This window comes from Sphingobacterium sp. R2 (genome assembly GCF_040760075.1).
GTDB lineage: Bacteria > Bacteroidota > Bacteroidia > Sphingobacteriales > Sphingobacteriaceae > Sphingobacterium.
Window position 1 is genome coordinate 2392525 of record NZ_CP142884.1, and the last position, 21465, is coordinate 2413989.

Below are 21465 nucleotides of genomic sequence, written 5' to 3' on the forward strand. Positions count from 1 at the left end.
GGAACCATCGGTTCCCTCTTTCTTTTTTTATTATTCTTTATTTTTTTGATGTTCTTTCCACTGTTTGGAGAACGATTTGTCAGCCAATTTTGGTAACTCCCGTTGACCTCCCCAAGTTTTCTGAAAGAGTTTTCGGATGAAAAAACTTTTGAATTTTCCACCGAAAAAATCGACCAATTTTCTTCGCATAATTCCATAAGTGAACCACTGCCAAGCTTTTTGCTCCGTTTTTGAAGCTAGACCTTGATCAACTGAATCTTTTCTGTTCACAAGGAGCATGCGTTGTATGTCAATACCAACCGGACAGACCTCAGTACATTTTCCACAGAGTGTAGAGGCGTAGCTTAGGTGTTTAAATTCCTTCATTCCATTTAAATGCGGCGATATGAGCGATCCAATTGGGCCTTGATAAGTTGTTTCATAAGTATGGCCGCCGATGTTCTGATAGATTGGGCATACATTGAGGCAGGCTCCGCAACGGATGCAATACAAGCCTTGACGCTGTTCTTTTTGAGCAAGCAGTTTGCTTCGGCCATTGTCTAGCAGAATGACATACATCTCTTCGGGACCGTCGGATTCGTAAGCTTGTTTAGGCCCTGTAAGTAGTGTATTGTAAACCGTTAAATTCTGACCAGTACCGTGTGTAGATAAAAGCGGCCAAAATAGGTCTAAGTCCTGTAAGTTGGGTATTATTTTCTCTATTCCAACTACAGCGATATGTGTTTTGGGGAACGTCGATGTCAATCGGGCATTTCCTTCATTTTCGGTAATCGCTAGGCTGCCAGTTTCAGCAATCAGAAAATTGGCCCCAGTAATTCCGACTTCAGCTGATAAGTAGCGATCACGAAGTAATTCACGCGCTTTCATCGTCAGTTGTTCTGCGGAAGCATCTAATGGGGTGTCAAATTTCTCATGAAAAAGCTTGGCAATATCTTCCAGGCTCAAGTGCATGGCTGGGGTAACAAAATGATAGGGTTTTTGATCGAGCAGCTGAATAATATATTCCCCTAGATCGGTTTCTATTGCATCAATATTTTTGGAAGCCAGAAAATGATTAAGCTCAATCTCTTCTGTTGCCATCGATTTGGACTTGACTACAGACTTTGCCTTTTTACGCTGAATAATTGTATAGATCTCTTCCAATGCTTCAGTGGCGTCGTTTGCCCAGATGACTTTTCCACCTCGGGCAGTGAAATTTGCTTCAAACTGCAACAGATAATGGTCGAGATTTTCCATAACCTTCCACTTGATCAAATTGGCTTTTATCTTGCTATTTTCAAGATTTGCAAATTTGCTCTTGCCTTTTTCGAAAGCCATGCTGTATTTGTCGATATTGTAATTGATAATATCGCGGTGTTTGGTATCAAATGCTTTTCGTGCACTTTCCTCAATAAATGCATTAGCGGTACTCTCTGCCATCTAATCTGCTAATTTTTCACAAAAAAAGTTGGTAAAAATTACCAACTTTTAAATATACTGTTAATAAATTGTTTCTCGAAAACCGAGTTACATAATTTATGAATTTATCGCAATATTTAAGCTGAGTTCATCCAGCTGCTCTTGGTGAATGGTTGACGGAGCGTCAATCATAACATCTCTTCCCGAATTATTTTTTGGGAAGGCGATGACGTCGCGGATAGAGTCTAAGCCTGCCAATAAGGATACTAGTCGGTCAAAGCCAAAAGCCAATCCGCCATGTGGGGGAGCGCCAAATGTAAAGGCCTCCATTAAGAATCCAAATTGTTTTTTTGCATCTTCGGAGCTGAATCCTAAATGTTTGAACATGAGCGATTGAAGTTCTCTGTCGTGGATACGGATTGAACCACCACCTACTTCTACGCCATTTAATACAAAGTCATAAGCATTTGCCCTTACTTCTCCGGGGTTGGTATCTAAAAGCGGAATATCTTCCGGTTTTGGTGAAGTAAATGGATGGTGCATTGCATGGAAACGGCCACTTTCTTCGTCCCATTCCAATAGTGGGAAATCAACGACCCATAGTGGAGCAAAGGTTTCTTTGTTGCGGAAACCAAGTTGTGACGCAACTTCAAGGCGTAATTCATTGAGTTGTTTGCGAACTTTGTCTGTTCCACCAGCCATAATTAACAATAAGTCGCCAGGTTTCGCGTGGAACGCTGTCGCGATTGCACTAAGTTGTTCTGGGGTGAAGAATTTATCCACAGAGGACTTGACTGAACCATCTTCATTAACACGCGCATAGACCAATCCGGTTGCGCCGATTTGTGGACGTTTGATAAAATCTGTCAGTGCATCCAATTGTTTTCTGGTGTAATGGGCACAGTTTTCAGCATTTATTCCCACCACTAATTCCGCGGCATCAAATACGGGGAAACCTTTTCCTTTGGCAACATCGTTTAGTTCGACAAACTGCATTCCGAAACGGATATCCGGTTTGTCGGATCCGTAGAGACGCATCGCGTCTGCGTAAGTCATACGCGGAACAGTACCTAGGTCGATCCCCTTGATTGTTTTGAATATGTGTTTTGCAAGCCCTTCGAAGATATTTAGAACATCTTCTTGCTCCACAAACGACATTTCGCAATCTATTTGTGTAAATTCTGGTTGGCGATCTGCACGTAGATCTTCATCACGGAAGCATTTTACAATCTGAAAATAGCGGTCAAAACCTGAAACCATCAAGAGTTGCTTAAAGGTTTGAGGTGATTGTGGTAACGCATAAAACTCTCCTGGATTCATCCGAGAAGGGACTACAAAATCACGTGCTCCCTCTGGAGTTGATTTAATTAGATAAGGGGTTTCAACTTCCAAAAAATTTTGGGAGTCAAGATAACGGCGAATTTCTTGTGAAGTTTTATGGCGTAAAATAAGGTTTTCGCGCACGGGGTTACGGCGTAAATCCAAGTATCTATACTTCATTCGAATATCATCGCCACCATCTGTTTCATCTTCTATTGTAAATGGGGGTAATTTTGCGGCATTTAGTATTTCAAGATCTAAAACCTTGATTTCAATATCTCCAGTGGGGATTTTAGCATTTTTATTAGAGCGTTCGATAACCTCTCCAGTTACCTTGATGACATATTCTCTTCCGAGTTCGCGGGCACTGGCGCGTAAAGACGCATCATCATCTGCATTGAACGTTAATTGTGTGATACCATATCGGTCTCTAACATCGATGAAAGTCATACCGCCTAAATCGCGGGATTTTTGAACCCATCCACTTAGGGTAACCGTCTTCCCTAAGTCAGCTAGTGTCAATTCGCCACAAGTGTGTGTTCTGTGCATATCGTTATGAAAATTATATTTGACGCAAAATTATTGGTTTTACTCGACAATAACGAATTCTGCTTGGGTTATTTGAAGAGCCTCCTCCCACTTTCTTCCACAATACTCTTTCGTCTTTTTTATGGCTCCCACTTTATCTTCTTTTACTGAAAAAAGTGGTCGAAATTAAGTGGATAGGCCCAAGATTTTTACAATCATTTCAAATTTATTAGAGAAAAGTATGGACAATAAACTGTGCTATAACATGGGGTATTTATAAGTTAATATGGATTTAACTGCTTGTAAATTAGGTTTTGCAGCATTTTTCTTTCAAAGAAGATTTTGTCTGTTGTAGCTATTTATTGATGTGGAAAACTTTTTTATGTTATAAAGTGGGGGAAAGTGGGAGAAAGTGTATACTTTTACATTTAAATTAGAATAGGATAATTGACGATATGACTCAGTTGATCGGAGAATTCGAATGCAAGCTAGACGCCAAAGGAAGGATGGTGTTGCCAGCTGCGCTCAAGAGGCAAATGCCTCATGTAGAGCGGGATGGTCTTGTTGTGAATCGCGGTTTTGAGAAACATCTGGTATTTTATCCAAGAGAAGAGTGGGATTTGATGACAGCTAAGCTGGCGAAATTGAATCAATTCGATCCTAAAGTACGGGCGTTTGTGCGTGCTTTTACGCGTGGCGCTACGGAATTAACTTTGGATGCTGCGGGGCGTGTTTTGTTACCAAAAAGTTTGTTGGAATTTGCTGGCATAAGCACTGAATTGGTTTTGGCTTGTCAGTTTAATAAGATTGAGGTTTGGTCAAAAGAAGGATATGAGGAATTGATGGGTGATGGCGGAGTAGAGGATATATCATCTTTGGCGGCAGAGGTAATGGGGGATATTAATTTTGGACTATAAGCGTATGGAAAATGTCTATCATGTTCCGGTTATGTTACAAGAGTGCATGGATGCTTTGGCGATTAAGCCGAATGGCATATATGTGGATGTGACTTTTGGTGGTGGTGGTCATTCTCGAGAGATTTTAAAGAGATTGGGGCCAGAAGGGAAGTTATTTGCTTTTGATCAGGATCCGGATGCATTGAAGAATGCGATCGACGACCCTCGCTTTACATTGATACATCAGAACTTTAGGTTTTTAAAAAATAGTCTTCGTTTGGAAGGTGTGCGTTCAGTAGACGGGATTTTGGCAGATTTAGGTGTTTCTTCGCATCAATTTGATGCGGCTGATCGTGGGTTTTCTATTCGCTTTGACGCGGATCTGGATATGCGTATGGATCAAGTTGGTGATTTAGATGCGAAGTCGCTTTTGGCGACCTATTCGGAGGAGGATCTTCACCGCATTTTTGGGATGTATGGTGAAATCATGAATGCTAAGTCGCTTGCAAAAACAATTGTTACTGCGCGTTTAGCGCAACCGATCCAGACTGTTGCCGAATTGAAAGAGGTAATTCAACGGATGGTTCCGAAAGGTAAAGAACATAAGTATCATGCGCAGGTTTTTCAGGCGCTTCGTATAGAAGTGAATCGCGAGCTGGAAGCCTTACAGGAATTTTTGTTGCAAACAGTTGATGTGCTACATGTTGAAGGTCGATTGGCGGTGATGTCCTATCATTCTTTGGAGGATCGTTTGGTTAAAAATTTTATGGCTAAAGGTAAGTTTAAAGGAGAGGTTGAAAAAGATTTTTTTGGAAATGAAATTAAGCCATTTCTTGTGGTTAGCCGTAAAGCGATTACGGCTTCTGCGGAGGAGCTGGCTTTAAATAATAGATCGCGCAGTGCGAAACTGCGTATTGCTGAAAAGTTGGGTGTGTCTTAAAAATGGAGCGAGAGGATGAGCAGAAATACCATAAGACAGAAAGAGTTGAGCGAAGAGGTTCAAGAGGAACTGCAAGAAACTGTCGAAGAAAAGGCCGAACAAACAGAAGCGTTTATTAAAACGCTTTTTACCGTTGGAGACCTATCGTTAAACAGAATATTGCATTACTTGCCATTTGGAGCATTTATAGCCTTTCTGATGATGTTGTATATTTCCAATCGTCATTTTGCCGAGCGAACTATTCGGAGTATCGATAAAGTGAGTAAAGAGGTGAAAGAATTGGGGTGGGATCATAAGTCTCTTTCCGCTGAACTGATGAAAATGTCTACACAAACAGAAATTGCTAAGCGTGTAGATTCTTTGGGTTTGAAAGAGCGAGTGGAACCACCGATCAAGATCGAAGTTATAGAGAATAAAGAAGATAAATAGGAAGAGTTATGAGTATCAGAAATACGATTCTTGTTCGTGTCTACTTTGCTTTTGGGCTTATCGTGTTGCTTGCGTTTTTGGTGTTTGGAAAAATGGCAAAGTTGCAGTATGTCGATGGACAGCATTGGAAAGCTCTAGCGGATAGCCTTTCTATTCAGGAACGGGAGGTGGAAGCTGCTCGTGGGAATATTTATTCAAACGACGGGAGTTTGCTGGCTACTTCAGTGCCTGAGTATGAGCTTCGTTTCGACGCCATGGCTATTCCAGAAGAGGATGAAGAGTATTTCAACTTAAAAGTTGACTCCTTGGCGATTAAGCTTGCTGATTTCTTTAAAGATAAATCATCTCGGCAGTATTTGACATTATTAAAACAAGCACGGAATAAAAAGCAACGCTATTTGCTGCTTAAACGTAATGTATCGCATCAGGATTTGAAAAGAGTAAAGCAATTTCCACTGCTTAAATCTGCTCGCGTCAATAAGGAGCGTTTTCCAAGTTGTTTGATTACAGATCGCCAAAACAAACGTATTTTGCCTTTTGTCAATCTTGCTGCTAGAACCATCGGTTATAAAAACGTGAAAGAAAATATTCATGTTGGACTGGAAGGTGCATATGGAGAATATATCGACGGAAAAAGTGGGAAAAGATTGATGCAGCGCATCGCAGGAGGTGTATGGATTCCTGTTAACAAAGATATCGAAGTTGCTCCAGTTGATGGCTCTGATATTATCTCTACCATTGATGTAAATATGCAAGATATGGCGCAAAGGGCGCTAGAGAAGCAGATGATTACGAGTAATGCAGATGAAGGTTGTGTTGTGATGATGGAGGTGAAAACAGGGGAGGTGCGTGCGGTGGCCAACTTTATGCGCGATAAAGATGGGGTCTATCGTGAAAAGTTCAATCTTGCCATTGCGCAAAGTGCAGATCCGGGGTCAACGTTTAAGCTAGCTTCTTATCTAGCTTTGATTGATGATAAAAAAATTGACTCGAGTACAACTGTAAATATTGGTAATGGTAACTGGCCAATTTACAAACATACCATTCGTGATTCACATGCGCCCAAGAAGTCGGTAATTTCGGCTAAAAGAGCTTTTGAGGAATCGTCGAATGTGGGGGTTACTAAATTTGTTTACCAAGCGTATAAAGATAATCCAGACCAATTTACCTCGAAGCTGCATTCTTTCGGTTTCGGGAAAACACTAGGTCTGCAGATTCCGGGAGAAGGAGTACCTCTGGTAAAATCGTCGAAGAGCAAGAGCTGGAGTGGATTGTCTTTGGTGCAGATGGCTTATGGCTATGAAATGAAGATTACCCCGTTGCAAACGTTGACATTTTATAATGCTGTTGCAAATAACGGTAAATTGATAGCGCCACTCTTTGTTAAGGAAATTCGGCATTTGGGGAATACGATTCAAACGTTTAAGGCTAAAGTCCTCAATGAAAAGATAGCTTCAGACCATGCTTTATCAGAAGTGAGGGGAATGATGGAAGGGGTGATGACTGAAGGGACAGGTAAAAGCGTAGCGAGCCCGCTGTATAGTTCTGGTGGAAAAACTGGTACTGCCCAGATGGCAGATGGTTCGAGAGGATATGGTGCACGACGCTACCAATCTTCCTTTGCAGGGTACTTTCCAGCTGAGGATCCGAAATATTCCATTATTGTGGTGATCCGTAACCCGAGAAATGGATATTATGGTGGATCAGTTGCAGGGCCTGTATTTAAAGAGCTTGCCGATATGGTGTACGCGAACGATATGGAGATGAAAGGAAAAAAGACGTTTAAAGCGGTCAATGTAGGTGGAAAAATGCCGTTGACTTTACAAGGGTCGAGAGAAGCGAGTAAAAAAGTGTACGATAGGTTGGGAATTAATACGGTGAATTGGGATACAATTGCGCGGGGAGAAGTGGATACATCTACGCGGGGAGTGCCGTTTGTAGACTTGAAATATAGAGAAGGAATTGTTCCGAATGTTGTTGGAATGGGATTGATGGATGCCCTATATGTGGTAGAAAACGCAGGCTTTAAAGCACACGTGACTGGAAAAGGGAGAGTGGGAATACAGTCACTCGTAGCTGGGCAGAAACTGCCTTTTGGGACGGCGATAAATTTAGAACTTAAGTAATGATGGATTTAAAAAAAGTATTGCATGCTATCCCTGTACAACAGGTTGTAGGAAACCTTGAAGAGGTTGATGTGCACTCTTTGTGCTTTGATTCCAGAAAAGTGGAGTTGGGAAGTTTGTTTATCGCAGTGCGTGGTGTTCAGACAGATGGTCACTTATATATAGACAAGGCAATTACTTCGGGAGCAAGAGCCGTTATTGTCGAGGAGTTGCCAAATGATATATTAGACTCTGTAGCGTATATTTTAGTCGCCGATTCTGCTTATGCATTAGGTGTAGCCGCAGCTAATTTTTACGGAAATCCTTCGGAACAACTCAAGCTGGTCGGTGTCACTGGCACAAATGGTAAAACGACAGTTGCTACCTTGTTGTTTCAGTTGTTTACTGAATTGGGGTACCATGTGGGGCTTTTATCTACCGTGCAAAATCAGATTGGAACAAAGATTATACCGGCAACGCATACCACCCCAGATCCTATTCAACTGAATCAGTTGCTGCATGATATGGTTAATGATGGCTGTGATTATGCCTTTATGGAGGTTAGCTCACACGCTGTAGTTCAGGAGCGTATCGCAGGTTTAGTGTTTGCGGGTGCTATATTCACGAATATTACGCATGATCATCTGGATTTTCATGGAACGTTCGATCATTATATTAAAGCAAAGAAGAAGTTTTTTGACGATTTAGATGCAAATGCTTTTGCTTTGACCAATGCGGATGATCGAAACGGTCAGGTCATGCTTCAAAATACGGTGGCACATCGGAAAAGCTACGGCTTACGTTCAGGTGCGGATTTTAAAGCAAAGGTTATTGAAAGCCATTTCGATGGTATGCTGATGAGTGTTGACGGACAGGAAGTGTGGGTAAAATTGACCGGTGATTTTAATGCATACAATCTTTTGGCGGTATATACTGCTGCGATCTTACTTGAGCAGGAAACGGTGAAAGTGTTGACTGCACTCAGTACGTTGAAAGGGGCAGAAGGAAGATTTGAAACACTGAAATCGGCTACGGGTATTTTTGGAATTGTAGACTATGCACACACGCCTGATGCTGTGGAAAATGTACTCAAAACGATCAGCGCCTTGAGACGTCCAGAGCAAAAAATCATTACGGTGTTAGGATGCGGTGGCGATCGGGATAAGACCAAAAGACCTGAAATGGCAGAGGCGGCTCTGCGTTATAGTGACCGTTTTTTAATTACATCTGATAATCCGCGGACGGAAGATCCTTATCAGATTATTAGAGATATCGAAGCTGGTGTGGCATCAGATCAAAAGGCGAAGACGCTTTCTATAGCGGATCGTAAGGAAGCGATACGGGTGGCTTATCAGCTGGCGAATCCGGGCGATATTATCCTGGTGGCGGGAAAAGGACATGAGAAGTATCAAGATATAAATGGTGTGAAGCATCATTTCGATGATAAGGAAGTTTTAGAGAATACATTTAACGAAAAATAGAAATATGTTGTACCATCTTTTTACGTGGCTTAGTGAATACATTCATATACCAGGAGGAGGTTTGTTTCAGTACATCTCCTTCCGGACATCTATGGCTGTAATTGTTTCATTGATCATTACCACGGTTTTTGGGGGGAAATTGATTCAATTCTTACATAATAAGCAAGTTGGAGAAACAATTCGTGATTTGGGACTGGAAGGAGAAAAAAAGAAAGCTGGTACGCCAACAATGGGTGGGATCATCATCATTGCAGGTATCCTTATTCCAACCTTATTATTTGCAAAATTGACGAATATCTATGTAATTATCATGATAGTAACCACATTATGGATGGGAGCAATTGGTTTTTTGGATGATTATATCAAGGTTTTTAAAAATAATAAAGAAGGTCTGGCCGGTAAGTTTAAGGTTGTTGGACAAGTTGGATTGGGAGCGATTATTGCTTGTACGATGTACTTTCATCCTGATATTGTTGTTCGAAAAGGAGTAGATAAACCTACTTCCACCAAACCCGTTGAAGTGGTTATCAACGAAGGTACTGGTGAGAAGACCTATGCAGAAAACGTCAAATCCTCGAAGACAAATATACCTTTTTATAAAAACAACGAGTTTGATTATGCCAAGGTGTTTAAGATGTTTGGATTGCAGAGTGACTATTTAACTTTTTTTGTTTTTTTAGTTGTGGTAATCTTCATCGTGACGGCTGTGTCAAACGGTGCGAATATAACGGATGGTATTGATGGTTTGGCCACGAGTACTTCAGCTATAATCGGTGTCACGCTAGCGATTCTAGCGTATGTGTCTGGTAACGTGATTTTTTCAGATTATCTCAATATCATGTATATCCCTAATTCGGGAGAACTCGTGATTTTCGCCGGAGCATTTGTAGGGGCTTGCGTTGGTTTCTTATGGTATAATACATTTCCTGCTCAAGTTTTTATGGGTGATACGGGAAGTTTGGCTATAGGAGGTATTATTGCTGCTTTCGCTATCCTTATCCGGAAAGAATTGTTGATTCCGATCTTGTGTGGTGTATTTCTTTTGGAAAACCTTTCGGTTATTCTTCAAGTGTCGTATTTCAAATACACGAAAAAGAAATATGGTGAGGGCAGAAGGATCTTCCTGATGTCGCCATTACATCACCATTTTCAGAAGAAGGGGTATCACGAAGCAAAAATCGTAACACGTTTTGTTATTGTAGGAATCATATTGGCCATTCTTACTATTGTAACATTGAAAATTAGATAATGATGTCAAACATTGCAACAACATATTATCCTCAATCTGGAAGTTTGGTCGTTTTAGGCGCAGGCGAAAGTGGCGTTGGAACGGCTATTCTCGCAAAAGAAAAAGGATTTGATGTATTTGTCTCAGATAAAGGGCTTATAGCGGATCATTATAAGGAACAGTTGAAAGCTGAGGGGATAGCATTTGAAGAAGGTAATCATGATGAGGAGCGTATATTAAATGCGGATTTGGTTGTGAAGAGTCCCGGTATTCCAGAGACGGTGCCTTTGGTTGTCGCATTGAAAGCAAAGAATATACCCGTGATTGCAGAAATTGAATTTGCGGCACAATATACCGACGCAAAGTTAATCTGTATTACAGGATCAAACGGAAAGTCTACGACGACGATGTTGACTTATGAAATGCTTAAGCACGGTGGCTTAAATGTTGGATTGGCCGGTAATATTGGAAAGAGCTTTGCGCTTCAGGTAGCTAAAGAACAATTTGATTGTTATGTACTGGAAATATCGAGCTTTATGCTGGACGATATGTACCATTTTAGAGCAGATGTTGCTGTTATATTGAATATTACGCCTGATCATTTGGATCGCTATGACCATAAAATGGAAAATTATGTGGATTCAAAATTCAGGATGATTCAGAATCAAACGGAGAAGGATTATTTTATATACTGTCTAGACGATCCAGAAACAATTAAAGGATTGGAAAGACATCGTAGTAAAGGGACTTATTTGCCTTTTACGCAAGAACAACTTGTCGAGTTGGGCGCTTATTTGAATGCCAATAAGACAATAATTATCAATACACCAAATAACGATACATTCACTATGAGAGCTGAGGAATTGTCATTGCAGGGGAAGCATAATATTTATAATAGCATGGCTTCCGGGCTAATCGCGAAAGTGCAGGAATTGAGAAATCAAGTGATGAAGGAGAGCATGGGGTCGTATGTGAACATTCCACATCGGCTTGAGCATGTGGCCTGTATCGGCGGTATAAATTATATTAACGATTCAAAGGCAACGAATGTCAATTCAGTTTGGTATGCTTTGGAAAGTTTCTCTACACCAATTGTATTGCTTTTGGGCGGTGTGGATAAAGGAAATGATTACAGTATGCTTGCTGATTTGGTGAAAAACAAAGTGCGCGCTATTGTCTGTCTGGGTAAAGATACTGCTGCAATTCATACGGCATTTGAACAAGATGTGGAGATTATTGTCAATAGCACCTCCATGCAAGATGCGGTGGTGTTGGCTTCGCATTTGGCGCAAAAAGGTGATACCGTATTGTTGTCCCCGGCATGTGCCAGTTTTGATTGGTTCAAGAACTATGAAGACCGTGGCGATAAATTTAAGGCTGCTGTCATGGAATTATAAAAGGTATAACCCAATAAAGGAGGAAGTATATGCTACAGAATATAATGTCTAAATTGAAGGGTGATCGATGGATATGGATCATTGTGATTATCTTATCGGGATGGTCACTTTTGGCTGTATACAGTTCGGTGGGTACGTTGGCGTATAAAGAAGGGAAGGGAACAGAAATGTATTTGCTAAAGCACTTTTCTATCATAGCTGTTGGGTTTATTCTCATGTATCTTTCTCATAAGCTGGATTATCGGTATTACGCTGGTATATCCAAAATTATGATGGGCATTACAATCCCTTTATTGTTGTTTACGCTCTTATTTGGTAGTAAAGTTAATGAGGCCAGTCGTTGGTTGACCATACCCGGTATCGGTTTAACGTTTCAAACATCGGATTTGGCAAAATTGTCACTCATTGTCTTTCTTGCGCGGATGTTATCCCGGAAACAGGAAGAGATCAAAGATGTGAAAAAATCGTTCTTACCTATTATGGGATCGGTATGTGGTGTATTTATTTTGATCGCTCTGGCCAATTTATCCACCGCATTGATGCTGTTTGGAGTGAGTGTTTTATTGCTGTTGATCGGTCGGATTAGTTTTAAGCAAATCGCTATCGTCTGCTGTGGTGGTGGTATTCTTCTGATGATGGTTATCTTTTTTGGTCCACGTAGGGCAACCTATATCAGTCGGGTAAAATCTTTTTTTCATACTGAAAAAGTAGATAAAACGGTATCCTTCCAGGATGATAAAAATTATCAGGCAAACAATGCGAAAATTGCGATAGCAACGGGAGGGCTTTTTGGAAAAGGGCCGGGAAATAGTGTACAGCGTAACGTGTTGCCACATCCTTATTCCGATTTTATTTATGCGATCATCATTGAGGAGTATGGGACTGTAGGAGGAGTAATCTTACTATTTCTGTATTTGGCCTTTATGTATCGATGTATCCGTATTGTCACGATGAGTCCTAAAGCTTTCGGTACCTTTCTCGCTGCTGGTTTAGGATTTAGTTTGACTATCCAAGCTTTAGCGAATATGGCTGTTGCTGTAGGTTTAGGTCCGGTTACAGGAGTTCCGCTTCCGTTGGTTAGTATGGGAGGAACTTCTATTTTATTTACGAGCGTGGCGCTTGGAATAATTCTCAGCGTGAGCAGAAATATTGAAGAATTAAAAGGTAAAGAAGAGCTGGATGAAAAGCCTAAACCGAAAAAAGTGGTTATAGGATCAATTCCAGCATAATAAAAAATTGAGCATGGCAATTCGTGTAATTATTAGTGGAGGCGGAACCGGAGGACATATCTTTCCGGCGATTTCAATTGCAAATGCACTGAAGGCGATGGATCCTGCAAATGAAATTCTATTTGTAGGTGCTAATGGCCGGATGGAAATGGATAAAGTACCAGCTGCGGGATATCGTATTGTTGGACTTGATATCCAAGGGATCAATAGAAAGCAACTTTGGAAGAATATTTTTTTGCCGTTTAAGCTGATGAAAAGTTTGAATAAGGCAAAGAGTGTAATTAAAGAATTTAGACCTGATGTAGCTGTAGGCGTAGGAGGTTTTGCTTCGGGGCCATTGTTAATGATGGCGAATAAATTGGGTATACCAACAGTTGTGCAGGAACAAAATTCCTATGCAGGGGTGACCAATAAAAAAGTTGGGGCAAAGGCAGCAAAGATCTGTGTCGCCTATGAGGGGATGGAGCAATTTTTTCCTGCTGAGAAGGTATTACTTACCGGGAACCCAATAAGACGCGAGTCCATTGCGATATCGGGGAAAAGAGAAGAAGCTTTAACGTTCTTTGGGTTAGATCCACACAAAAAGACAATTTTGGTGCTCGGCGGTAGTTTGGGGGCTAAAACATTAAATGAAAGTGTCGTTGCTTACCTTAATGAGCTGAAGGAAGAAGTGCAGGTGATTTGGCAATGCGGTAGTTTCTACGTTGAAAAGTTACGGGAAGAGTTAACAGGTCAGCTGCCCGACAACATTAAGATGTTGGCCTTTTTACAGCGTATGGATTATGCGTATGCTGCAGCAGATTTAATTATTAGCCGCGCTGGAGCGGGTACGATTTCTGAGCTCTGTGTAGTCGGTAAGCCTGTTATTCTTGTGCCTTCACCTAATGTGGCCGAAGACCATCAGACCAAAAATGCAATGGCATTGGTCAATAAGGGGGCTGCGTTATTGGTTGAGGATAGTGATGCAAAAAAAGACTTGGTGCCTGCTGCTTTAACTTTATTGAAAGATGCAGATCATGTCGCACAATTAAGTGAAAATATTAAAAAACTCGGTAAGTTGAATGCTGACGTGCAGATTGCCGAGGAGGTGTATAAATTGGTAAATAAAAAATAGAGGAAGCGTATGAATCTAGATGCAATAAAACAAGTTTACTTGATCGGGATAGGTGGGATAGGCATGAGTGGTCTTGCGCGCTATTTTAAGCATTTGGGCTGTGAGGTGAATGGCTATGACCGTACAGAAACTGAGCTGACTAAAACCTTAGTCAAGGAAGGAATCGCGATCTCATATCAGGATGATATCAATACGATTGATGCTATTTTTCACGTACCTACAGCGGAGACATTAGTCATTTTTACACCAGCCATTCCGAAAGATTCAAGGATCAAAGCTTTTTTGGAATCTCAAGGGCATATACTATATAAGAGATCGCAGGTTTTGGGGATCATTAGTGAGAGTAGATTTACGGTCGCTGTTGCCGGTACACATGGTAAAACGACAACTTCTACAATGGTGGCACATGTATTGAAGGATTCGGGTTACGACTGTTCTGCCTTTTTAGGAGGAATCAGTTCTAACTACGGTACCAATGTGCTTTATGGAAATAATAATACAGTTGTGGTTGAGGCTGATGAGTTTGATCGGTCATTTCTGACGCTTCACCCCAATATCGCAATAGTAACTTCTTCTGATGCGGATCATTTGGACATTTATGGCGATCGCAGCCATCTGCTCGAATCATTCCAATTGTTCTTGGATAAAGTAGTTGAAGGAGGTACACGTATTATAAGAAAGGACCTTGAGTTTGCTGGGCAAATCAGTTATTCAGGCCATGAAATCGCTGATGCATATGCTTCCAATGTGCATGTACGCGATGGAGAGTTCTTTTTTGACTACCAAGATACCAACGGGCGGATAGATGATATCCATTTAGGTATTCCTGGAACTCACAATGTTGAAAATGCGGTAGCCGCGATTGCAGTAGCCCGTTTACTTGGGATTGAAAATGAAGCGATAAAGAAGGCATTGACAACATTCAAAGGCGTAAAAAGAAGGTTTGAATATATTGTCCGTAAACCTGGAACGGTGTATATCGATGACTATGCGCACCATCCAGAGGAACTGCGTGCATTTTTAACTTCGATGCGTAAATTGTATCCTACAAAAAAACTAAATGTGGTCTTTCAGCCGCACTTATTTACGCGTACGCGCGATTTTGTAGATGGTTTTGCAGAGGTGTTATCCATGGCAGACAATCTGTTGTTAATGGAAATCTATCCAGCACGGGAGAATCCGATTGAAGGCATAAACTCCAGCTGGTTGTTAAATAAAATTACAGCTGAGAAAAAGCGCATTGTGACTCCCGAAGAGGTCTTGGATTTTGCACGCAATGAAAATCCAGAGCTGATTGTTACAGTGGGGGCGGGTGATATTGACAAATTGGTTAAACCGTTACAGACAATTTTGGAGAATGCTTAAAAGATTACGTGACATACAATGGAATCGTGTACTATACTTTACGCTGTTTTTTATTGGTGTAATAGTCGTCGTCGTGATTATGAATATTGTGGGTAAACGTGATGAACAACAGCTTTGCAAAGATATAAAAATTGTTATTGAAGGAACCGAGGCTTTTATAGATCAGGCTGATATCTCCAAATTGATCGAACAGAACTATGGTAGTTTCGTTGGAAAGAAAGTGAATGAAATCCCTTTTCATAAGGTTGAAAAAACCTTGCGTCAACTACCTTATGTTTCCAATGCCAGTATACATGCCGATATGGATGGTACGATTAGAATTAATATTAGTCAGCGCGAGGCTGTCATGCGGGTCATCAATAAAAATGGAAAGGAGTTTTATGTCGATCCTAATGGTTTAAAGATACCGACAACGTTGAAATATATCCCACACATTATGGTTGCTACCGGCAACATCGCTGAAGGATATAATGAAGCACTAGATACCATCTCAACTCCATTGGTTAAGGATTTGGTGAAGGTAGTTGAATTTATAAAAAACGATGAGTTATGGACTAATCAAGTGGTGCAGATATATGTTAATGGAGATAAGGATATTGAACTTGTACCACGCATAGGGACGCAACAGTTGATTGTTGGATCGGCAGATTCTTTAGCACAAAAATTTGAATTATTAAAGACCTTTTATACGCAGATCATGCCAAAGGTGGGTATAAACGCTTATGGTGTTGTCAACGTAAAATATAGTGGTCAGATTATCTGTGAAAAGCGTGGAAACTGGAGTTTTTCGGATGATGAAACAAAAAAAATAGCAAATAATACATTATAGTAATACAGCAACAATACAGGAAATTATGAACTCAAAGGCAGCAGAAATTGAAAGAGAAAACCCAATTATCGTGGGACTCGATATTGGTACTACCAAAATTTGTGTTACGGTTGGGAGACGTAGCTCAGGAAACAAAATTGAATTATTAGGTGTGGGGAAAGCTGATTCTGCGGGTGTAAGCCGTGGAGTGGTGGCTAATATCCAAAAAACTGTGGGAAGTATTTTAGAGGCTGTCGAAATAGCCGAAGCACAGTCTAATGTGGATATTAAAGTAGTGAATGTGGGAATTGCTGGACAACACATCAAAAGTATTCAACACCGTGGAATATTTACCAAAACTGATGGTGATGATGAAATCGTTCGACGCGATATTGAACGATTGATTTCGGATATGTATAAACTGGTACTGCCTCCAGGAGAAGAAATTATACATGTTTTACCTCAAGAGTTTACGGTAGATAACGAACCGGGTATTCGCGAACCAATTGGTATGGCTGGTCGTCGTATTGAAGCGAATTTCCATATTATATCGGGTCGGGTAACTGATATTAAAAACATCAAAAAATGTATTGATAATTCCAATCTGGAAGTTGCAGAATTGATTCTCGAGCCTCTAGCGTCTTCTGAAGCTGTATTGGATGAAGACGAAAAAAATGCTGGTGTTGTATTAGTAGATATTGGTGGTGGAACCACGGATGTTGCCATCTTCCATGAAGGAATTATTCGTCACACTGCAGTGATTCCTTTAGGCGGTAATATTGTAACGGAAGATATCCGTCAGGGATGTTCTGTTTTGCGTTCGCAGGCTGAATTGTTGAAAACTCGTTTCGGATCGGCTCTAGCTGATGAAAATAAGGAAAATGAGGTGATTTGTGTGCCAGGATTGAAAGGTCGGGAACCCAAAGAGATTTCCGTTAAAAATTTGGCATATATTATTCAAGCTAGAATGGAGGAAATTATCGAACATGTATACTATGAAATCAAATCTTCCGGATACGAGAATAAACTGATTGGTGGTATTGTTATCACCGGTGGTGGTGCTCAGTTAAAGCATTTAGTACAACTTGTTGAATATATTACCGGAATAGATTGTCGTATCGGCTTTCCGAATGAATATCTTTCTAAGAATGAGGTTTTACCGAAACCGTTGTTTGAAGAATTGAAAAGTCCTTTGTATGCAACAAGTATTGGTTTGTTGATTAAGGGAATTCAATCCCATGAGGATGAAGAAGACAGCCGCAGAGAAATGCACGCCCCGTCGAAAAAAGTGCAGACAGCTACGATGACAACAAAAGAGGTTTCAGAGCAACAACAAAAAGAGCAAGGATTGCTATCATGGTTTAAACGTTTTATCAAAGATGGTAACGAAATCGATGATGCAACTTTTTTAGATAAAAAATAAGTTTTCCACAAAAGGCGAAGTTTTCCACAATTTAACAAATGTGGAAAACTTTTGTTGAAATTATATTATTATTACATTACGTATAGTGGGTTTGGTTCATTTTGATATCATCTTCATTGTAAGTTAAATAGGGATAAGTTATGTCAATACAGTTTGAAATGTTAAAAGAACAATCTTCAATAATCAAGGTTATTGGGGTTGGTGGCGGTGGCGGTAATGCCGTAAACCACATGTATAAACAAGGAATTAGTGGGGTAGATTTTATCGTGTGTAATACTGATGCACAGGCATTAGAATTGAGCCCGATTCCTAATAAAGTTCAATTGGGAATAAGTCTAACCGAAGGTATGGGAGCTGGTGCGGATCCTGATGTTGGAGAAAATTCGGCGATCGAAAGTATTGAGGATATCAAGCGTATGCTTGGTACCAATACAAAGATGCTATTTATAACAGCTGGTATGGGCGGTGGTACCGGTACAGGCGCTAGTCCTGTGTTGGCCAAGGCAGCTAAAGAGTTGGGTATTTTAACTGTTGCTATTGTCACTACACCATTTACATTTGAAGGCAAACGTCGTCGTTCACAAGCTGAAGAAGGGTTGTCTGAGTTACGTAAATATGTAGACTCTTATTTGGTCATCTCGAATGATCGCCTTCGCGAAATTTTTGGTAATTTAACGATGACTGCGGCGTTCGCGAAAGCGGACGATATTTTAACAACAGCAGCAAAAGGTATTGCCGAAATTATCACAATCCCCGGTTATGTAAACGTGGATTTTAAGGATGTACGCACGGTAATGAATGATAGTGGCGTTGCCATTATGGGAAATGCTGTTGCTGAAGGTGAAGACCGAGCATTGCGCGCTGTTGAGGGTGCTTTGGCGTCACCGCTGTTGAAAGATAATGAAATTGAGGGAGCTCGCTATATTTTGTTGAATATTACTTCTGGGACAAAAGAGGTAACTATGGATGAGGTTGCAATCATTACTGATTATATTCAGGAAAAAGCTGGTTTGTCAGCTGATTTAATTTGGGGTAACTGTATTGATGAGAACTTTGAGGATGAATTGTCGGTAACAATTATTGCTACTGGTTTTCAGACATCTGAAGAGCGCGATAAAGAACGTGAAAATACAAAGGTGTCCATGCCCTTAACTGCTGAACCGGCTAATTCCTTTATTAAACCTGTTTCTCAGGTAGCACCAAAAGAAGTTCCAGCTACGAATAGTTTCGTGACTCCGGTTCAACGTGTGGATACACCAGTTCCTTCTTCAAATACGCCAACTCCAAATAATTTGCAATCTGATTTGTTCACTTCACCAAGAAATGCCGTACAACAACAGCATGTTGCTGTAGAAGAACCACAGGTTATACGTCATGACTTAGGATTTGATAATGATTATGAAGAAGAAACGCCATTTGGAGATACTGACTTTCAATTGAAAACTTCACCATCTGTCTTTCAATTCCAGATGCCAACAGTTTTTGATTCGTATACTACCCCTTCAGCGTCAGCATATGAGGAGAAGCCGACATTTTCATCAAGTACGACAAATGAGCAGGTCGAAGTTCCTCAGGTTGAAGAAGAACAGGTTTCATTTGAAGATCAATTGGTGCGCACTAAAGAGCGAATTCTACGTTTAAAGGAGTTAAGTATGAAGCTAAAATCTTCTAATGGTCTTCACGAGTTAGAAAATGAGCCTGCTTATAAAAGAAAGCAAATGTCATTGGAAGACACGCCGCATTCTTCACAGTCTCAGGTGTCTCGTTTCACACTTTCTTTTGAAGATGGAAATACCGAAATTCGACCGAATAATTCTTTTCTACATGATAATGTAGATTAATTGATTCGCTATTAAATAATACAAAGCCGTCCAAAAAGACGGCTTTTTTAGTATCTTTAAATATCGAAAGACAACTATATAAGCTATGACGACAAAATTAAATAACCCTGTATGGGTGATGAGTTCTGCATTTGATAAATTATCCTTACCGGAGTTGATTCAAACAACCAAGAGAATAGGAGCCGGTGGTATAGACCTTTGTGTCTTTAGAAAAGATGGTACCCGCGAAGACCATACAGCGACTCACTTGGATTATGAAGATTTTACTCCCGCAAAAGCGAGGGAAATTATCGATCTGTTCAATCAAGCTGACTTAAAACTTTCGCTTGGTGCTTTTGAAAATATGATTGGAGGCGACCCTGAACAACGCGTGAAGAATCAAAATCATTTACTGAAATTGATCCGTATTGCACATTTGCTTGGTGGCGATGAAAATAACGTCAAGGTAGGGACATTTGTAGGCTATAACCACGAACTGGGCAATCAAATTGATGGATTTCAAAAAAATCTCGAAGAATACAAACGCGTATTTGCTCCCATTGTTGACTATGCAGAAAGTTTAGGCGTAACCATTCTTTATGAGAATTGCCCCATGGAGGGATGGCGATCGTCACGTTATAGCTCAACCTACAATAATCTGCCGGCTGTGTTGGCCGCACGAAAATTAATGTATGCGATGATACCAAGTAAGGCTCACGGTGAGATCTATGATCCTTCACATGATGTGTGGCAAAACACAAATCCAATTGAGGTAATCCGTAATACGGATATTGCACGTCTGCAGCGTATACATGTGAAGACCACACGTAATTTACAGACAGCCGCACGTATTGATTGGGGCGGTATGTATCCAATGCAACATGTGGATATGGAATTGGCTAAAAAAGCCAATGTAAGTATTCCAGGGCATGACTGGGATAGACATCATTACGAAGCGATGTTGCCTGGCTTTGGCGGTTCTGACAGTATGGATTGGCGAGGATTTGTCGACCTATTGCAAGAACGTGGTTTCAGTGGTCCGTTTGAGATAGAAAATGAAGCTAAGAATTCGAAAGATACGGGTGATTTCTCAGCTACGGTTCAAGGATTCACTACCTGCCTCAATTTTTTAGCACCGATGTTGTGGGATTTAGAAGCAGAAGTGGGATATTCTTACAAGAAATGTGAGCCTTTAAAAGATTTAAATGTAAGGGATATTCCGGTTGTTACGATGGACAAATTGAGCTAATATACTAAAAAAGCACTCCAACAACATCACTAATTGTTGGAGTGTATTCTAAAAAGTTCGATCAGTTCAGGGATATTAGAGACATTAAGTTTTTCGAATATTCTGCTTTTATACGTGCTTACGGTTGATGGGCTTAACTCCAATAAGCCAGATACTTCAATGATGCCAAGTCCTTTGATCAATTGCTTAGCGACATCCACCTCTCTATTTGACAAACGTGCCAAAGGGTTTAATTTCGTCAGCTCAGATTTACTTTGTGTCAATTTCTGAATATATAAATCCTGTACGTTGCTCGACATATACTTTCCTCTATCCTGAATAGCCAAAATAGCATTCGAAAGTTCAGCCATAGCTGTTGTTTTATTGAGATAGCCTACTGCCCCAGCTTCAATATAGCGTAAGGCATATAGCGATTCGTCATAAGATGAAAAAATTAAAATCTTGATGCTTGGACGAATTTGAAGGATTTCCTCAACAACGCGTATATTATTTCCTCCAGGCATATTAATATCCAGCAATAGTAGGTCGAAATCTTCTACCTTTATCTTGTCGAGAACCTCGTCAAAGGTTTCAGCTTGGAATATTTCTGCTTTCTGAAGAGTTTCTTTAATAATAACGGAGGCTCCTAACCGTACAATGCCGTGGTCGTCTGCTATAAGAATCTTTTTCATAGATTTGCTTTCTGATGCTGGGCTTTAATTACCGTATGAAATAACGTACTAACAATAATCAGTA

General features: G+C 40.5%; 17 protein-coding genes. 14 read left to right on the top strand and 3 right to left on the bottom strand.

The genetic code is table 11. The annotated features are described in order from the left end of the window. Positions 1–30: 30 nt before the first annotated feature. Together VXM68_RS10000 and aspS are read right to left on the bottom strand one after the other, a co-directional pair. Complete coding sequence (locus tag VXM68_RS10000; protein ID WP_367211167.1) at positions 31–1419, bottom strand: LutB/LldF family L-lactate oxidation iron-sulfur protein; 1389 nt, start codon at positions 1417–1419, stop codon at positions 31–33. Positions 1420–1515: 96 nt separating this feature from the next. After that, on the bottom strand, positions 1516–3267 hold the full coding sequence (gene aspS, locus VXM68_RS10005; protein ID WP_367211168.1) for an aspartate--tRNA ligase: 1752 nt from the start codon (positions 3265–3267) through the stop codon (positions 1516–1518). A gap of 434 nt (positions 3268–3701) precedes the next feature. On the opposite strand from aspS, the gene mraZ reads away from it, so the two are divergent. From mraZ to VXM68_RS10075, 14 genes are all read left to right on the top strand, one after another. Continuing rightward, complete coding sequence (mraZ, locus tag VXM68_RS10010) at positions 3702–4163, top strand: division/cell wall cluster transcriptional repressor MraZ (protein WP_070564930.1); 462 nt, start codon at positions 3702–3704, stop codon at positions 4161–4163. A 4-nt stretch (positions 4164–4167) separates the two neighbouring features. Then, positions 4168–5082, top strand: coding sequence for a 16S rRNA (cytosine(1402)-N(4))-methyltransferase RsmH (gene rsmH, locus VXM68_RS10015; RefSeq protein WP_293955786.1), 915 nt, complete (start codon positions 4168–4170; stop codon positions 5080–5082). A 15-nt stretch (positions 5083–5097) separates the two neighbouring features. Next, positions 5098–5511, top strand: a complete 414-nt coding sequence (locus VXM68_RS10020; protein WP_293955785.1) for an FtsL-like putative cell division protein — start codon at positions 5098–5100, stop codon at positions 5509–5511. An 8-nt stretch (positions 5512–5519) separates the two neighbouring features. Further along, entirely contained in the window at positions 5520–7637 is a 2118-nt protein-coding gene (locus VXM68_RS10025) for a penicillin-binding protein (protein WP_294185726.1), read from the top strand. Next, positions 7637–9097 (top strand): UDP-N-acetylmuramoyl-L-alanyl-D-glutamate--2,6-diaminopimelate ligase, encoded by a 1461-nt coding sequence (locus tag VXM68_RS10030; protein WP_293955783.1) that lies wholly within the window; start codon positions 7637–7639, stop codon positions 9095–9097. The genes VXM68_RS10025 and VXM68_RS10030 overlap by 1 nt, the downstream gene beginning before the upstream one ends. Before the next feature lie 4 nt (positions 9098–9101). Next, on the top strand, positions 9102–10346 hold the full coding sequence (gene mraY / locus VXM68_RS10035; protein ID WP_293955782.1) for a phospho-N-acetylmuramoyl-pentapeptide-transferase: 1245 nt from the start codon (positions 9102–9104) through the stop codon (positions 10344–10346). A 2-nt stretch (positions 10347–10348) separates the two neighbouring features. Continuing rightward, positions 10349–11722: a UDP-N-acetylmuramoyl-L-alanine--D-glutamate ligase gene (gene murD / locus VXM68_RS10040; protein WP_294347659.1), complete on the top strand. Its 1374-nt coding sequence runs from the start codon at positions 10349–10351 to the stop codon at positions 11720–11722. 29 nt (positions 11723–11751) lie between these two features. Then, a complete protein-coding gene (locus VXM68_RS10045) occupies positions 11752–12951 on the top strand; it encodes an FtsW/RodA/SpoVE family cell cycle protein (protein WP_075991285.1) in 1200 nt (399 codons plus the stop codon). A 13-nt stretch (positions 12952–12964) separates the two neighbouring features. Further along, a complete protein-coding gene (murG, locus tag VXM68_RS10050; protein ID WP_367211169.1) occupies positions 12965–14065 on the top strand; it encodes an undecaprenyldiphospho-muramoylpentapeptide beta-N-acetylglucosaminyltransferase in 1101 nt (366 codons plus the stop codon). A gap of 9 nt (positions 14066–14074) precedes the next feature. Next, the gene (gene murC / locus VXM68_RS10055) at positions 14075–15430 is read left to right on the top strand and encodes a UDP-N-acetylmuramate--L-alanine ligase (protein ID WP_367211170.1); all 1356 of its coding nucleotides are present in this window, start codon (positions 14075–14077) and stop codon (positions 15428–15430) included. Next, entirely contained in the window at positions 15423–16259 is an 837-nt protein-coding gene (locus VXM68_RS10060; RefSeq protein WP_367211171.1) for a cell division protein FtsQ/DivIB, read from the top strand. The genes murC and VXM68_RS10060 overlap by 8 nt, the downstream gene beginning before the upstream one ends. A 25-nt stretch (positions 16260–16284) precedes the next feature. Beyond that, complete coding sequence (ftsA, locus tag VXM68_RS10065; protein WP_209576646.1) at positions 16285–17661, top strand: cell division protein FtsA; 1377 nt, start codon at positions 16285–16287, stop codon at positions 17659–17661. 140 nt (positions 17662–17801) lie between these two features. After that, entirely contained in the window at positions 17802–19502 is a 1701-nt protein-coding gene (gene ftsZ, locus VXM68_RS10070; RefSeq protein ID WP_293955778.1) for a cell division protein FtsZ, read from the top strand. 85 nt (positions 19503–19587) lie between these two features. After that, on the top strand, positions 19588–20730 hold the full coding sequence (locus VXM68_RS10075; RefSeq protein ID WP_294185729.1) for a sugar phosphate isomerase/epimerase: 1143 nt from the start codon (positions 19588–19590) through the stop codon (positions 20728–20730). A gap of 29 nt (positions 20731–20759) precedes the next feature. On the opposite strand, the gene VXM68_RS10080 is transcribed toward VXM68_RS10075, so the two are convergent. Next, a complete protein-coding gene (locus tag VXM68_RS10080) occupies positions 20760–21401 on the bottom strand; it encodes a response regulator transcription factor (RefSeq protein ID WP_209576641.1) in 642 nt (213 codons plus the stop codon). Positions 21402–21465: the final 64 nt, after the last annotated feature.

Excerpts from the sequence above, each read along its gene's own strand:
- ftsZ (WP_293955778.1), top strand. The coding sequence starts at position 17,802 with ATGTCAATACAGTTTGAAATGTTAAAAGAACAATCTTCAATAATCAAG.
- VXM68_RS10000 (WP_367211167.1), bottom strand. The coding sequence starts at position 1,419 with ATGGCAGAGAGTACCGCTAATGCATTTATTGAGGAAAGTGCACGAAAA.
- mraY (WP_293955782.1), top strand. The coding sequence starts at position 9,102 with ATGTTGTACCATCTTTTTACGTGGCTTAGTGAATACATTCATATACCA.
- VXM68_RS10075 (WP_294185729.1), top strand. The coding sequence starts at position 19,588 with ATGACGACAAAATTAAATAACCCTGTATGGGTGATGAGTTCTGCATTT.
- murC (WP_367211170.1), top strand. The coding sequence starts at position 14,075 with ATGAATCTAGATGCAATAAAACAAGTTTACTTGATCGGGATAGGTGGG.
- VXM68_RS10020 (WP_293955785.1), top strand. The coding sequence starts at position 5,098 with ATGAGCAGAAATACCATAAGACAGAAAGAGTTGAGCGAAGAGGTTCAA.
- murG (WP_367211169.1), top strand. The coding sequence starts at position 12,965 with ATGGCAATTCGTGTAATTATTAGTGGAGGCGGAACCGGAGGACATATC.
- aspS (WP_367211168.1), bottom strand. The coding sequence starts at position 3,267 with ATGCACAGAACACACACTTGTGGCGAATTGACACTAGCTGACTTAGGG.
- VXM68_RS10045 (WP_075991285.1), top strand. The coding sequence starts at position 11,752 with ATGCTACAGAATATAATGTCTAAATTGAAGGGTGATCGATGGATATGG.
- murD (WP_294347659.1), top strand. The coding sequence starts at position 10,349 with ATGTCAAACATTGCAACAACATATTATCCTCAATCTGGAAGTTTGGTC.
- VXM68_RS10030 (WP_293955783.1), top strand. The coding sequence starts at position 7,637 with ATGATGGATTTAAAAAAAGTATTGCATGCTATCCCTGTACAACAGGTT.
- rsmH (WP_293955786.1), top strand. The coding sequence starts at position 4,168 with ATGGAAAATGTCTATCATGTTCCGGTTATGTTACAAGAGTGCATGGAT.
- VXM68_RS10060 (WP_367211171.1), top strand. The coding sequence starts at position 15,423 with ATGCTTAAAAGATTACGTGACATACAATGGAATCGTGTACTATACTTT.
- VXM68_RS10080 (WP_209576641.1), bottom strand. The coding sequence starts at position 21,401 with ATGAAAAAGATTCTTATAGCAGACGACCACGGCATTGTACGGTTAGGA.
- VXM68_RS10025 (WP_294185726.1), top strand. The coding sequence starts at position 5,520 with ATGAGTATCAGAAATACGATTCTTGTTCGTGTCTACTTTGCTTTTGGG.
- ftsA (WP_209576646.1), top strand. The coding sequence starts at position 16,285 with ATGAACTCAAAGGCAGCAGAAATTGAAAGAGAAAACCCAATTATCGTG.
- mraZ (WP_070564930.1), top strand. The coding sequence starts at position 3,702 with ATGACTCAGTTGATCGGAGAATTCGAATGCAAGCTAGACGCCAAAGGA.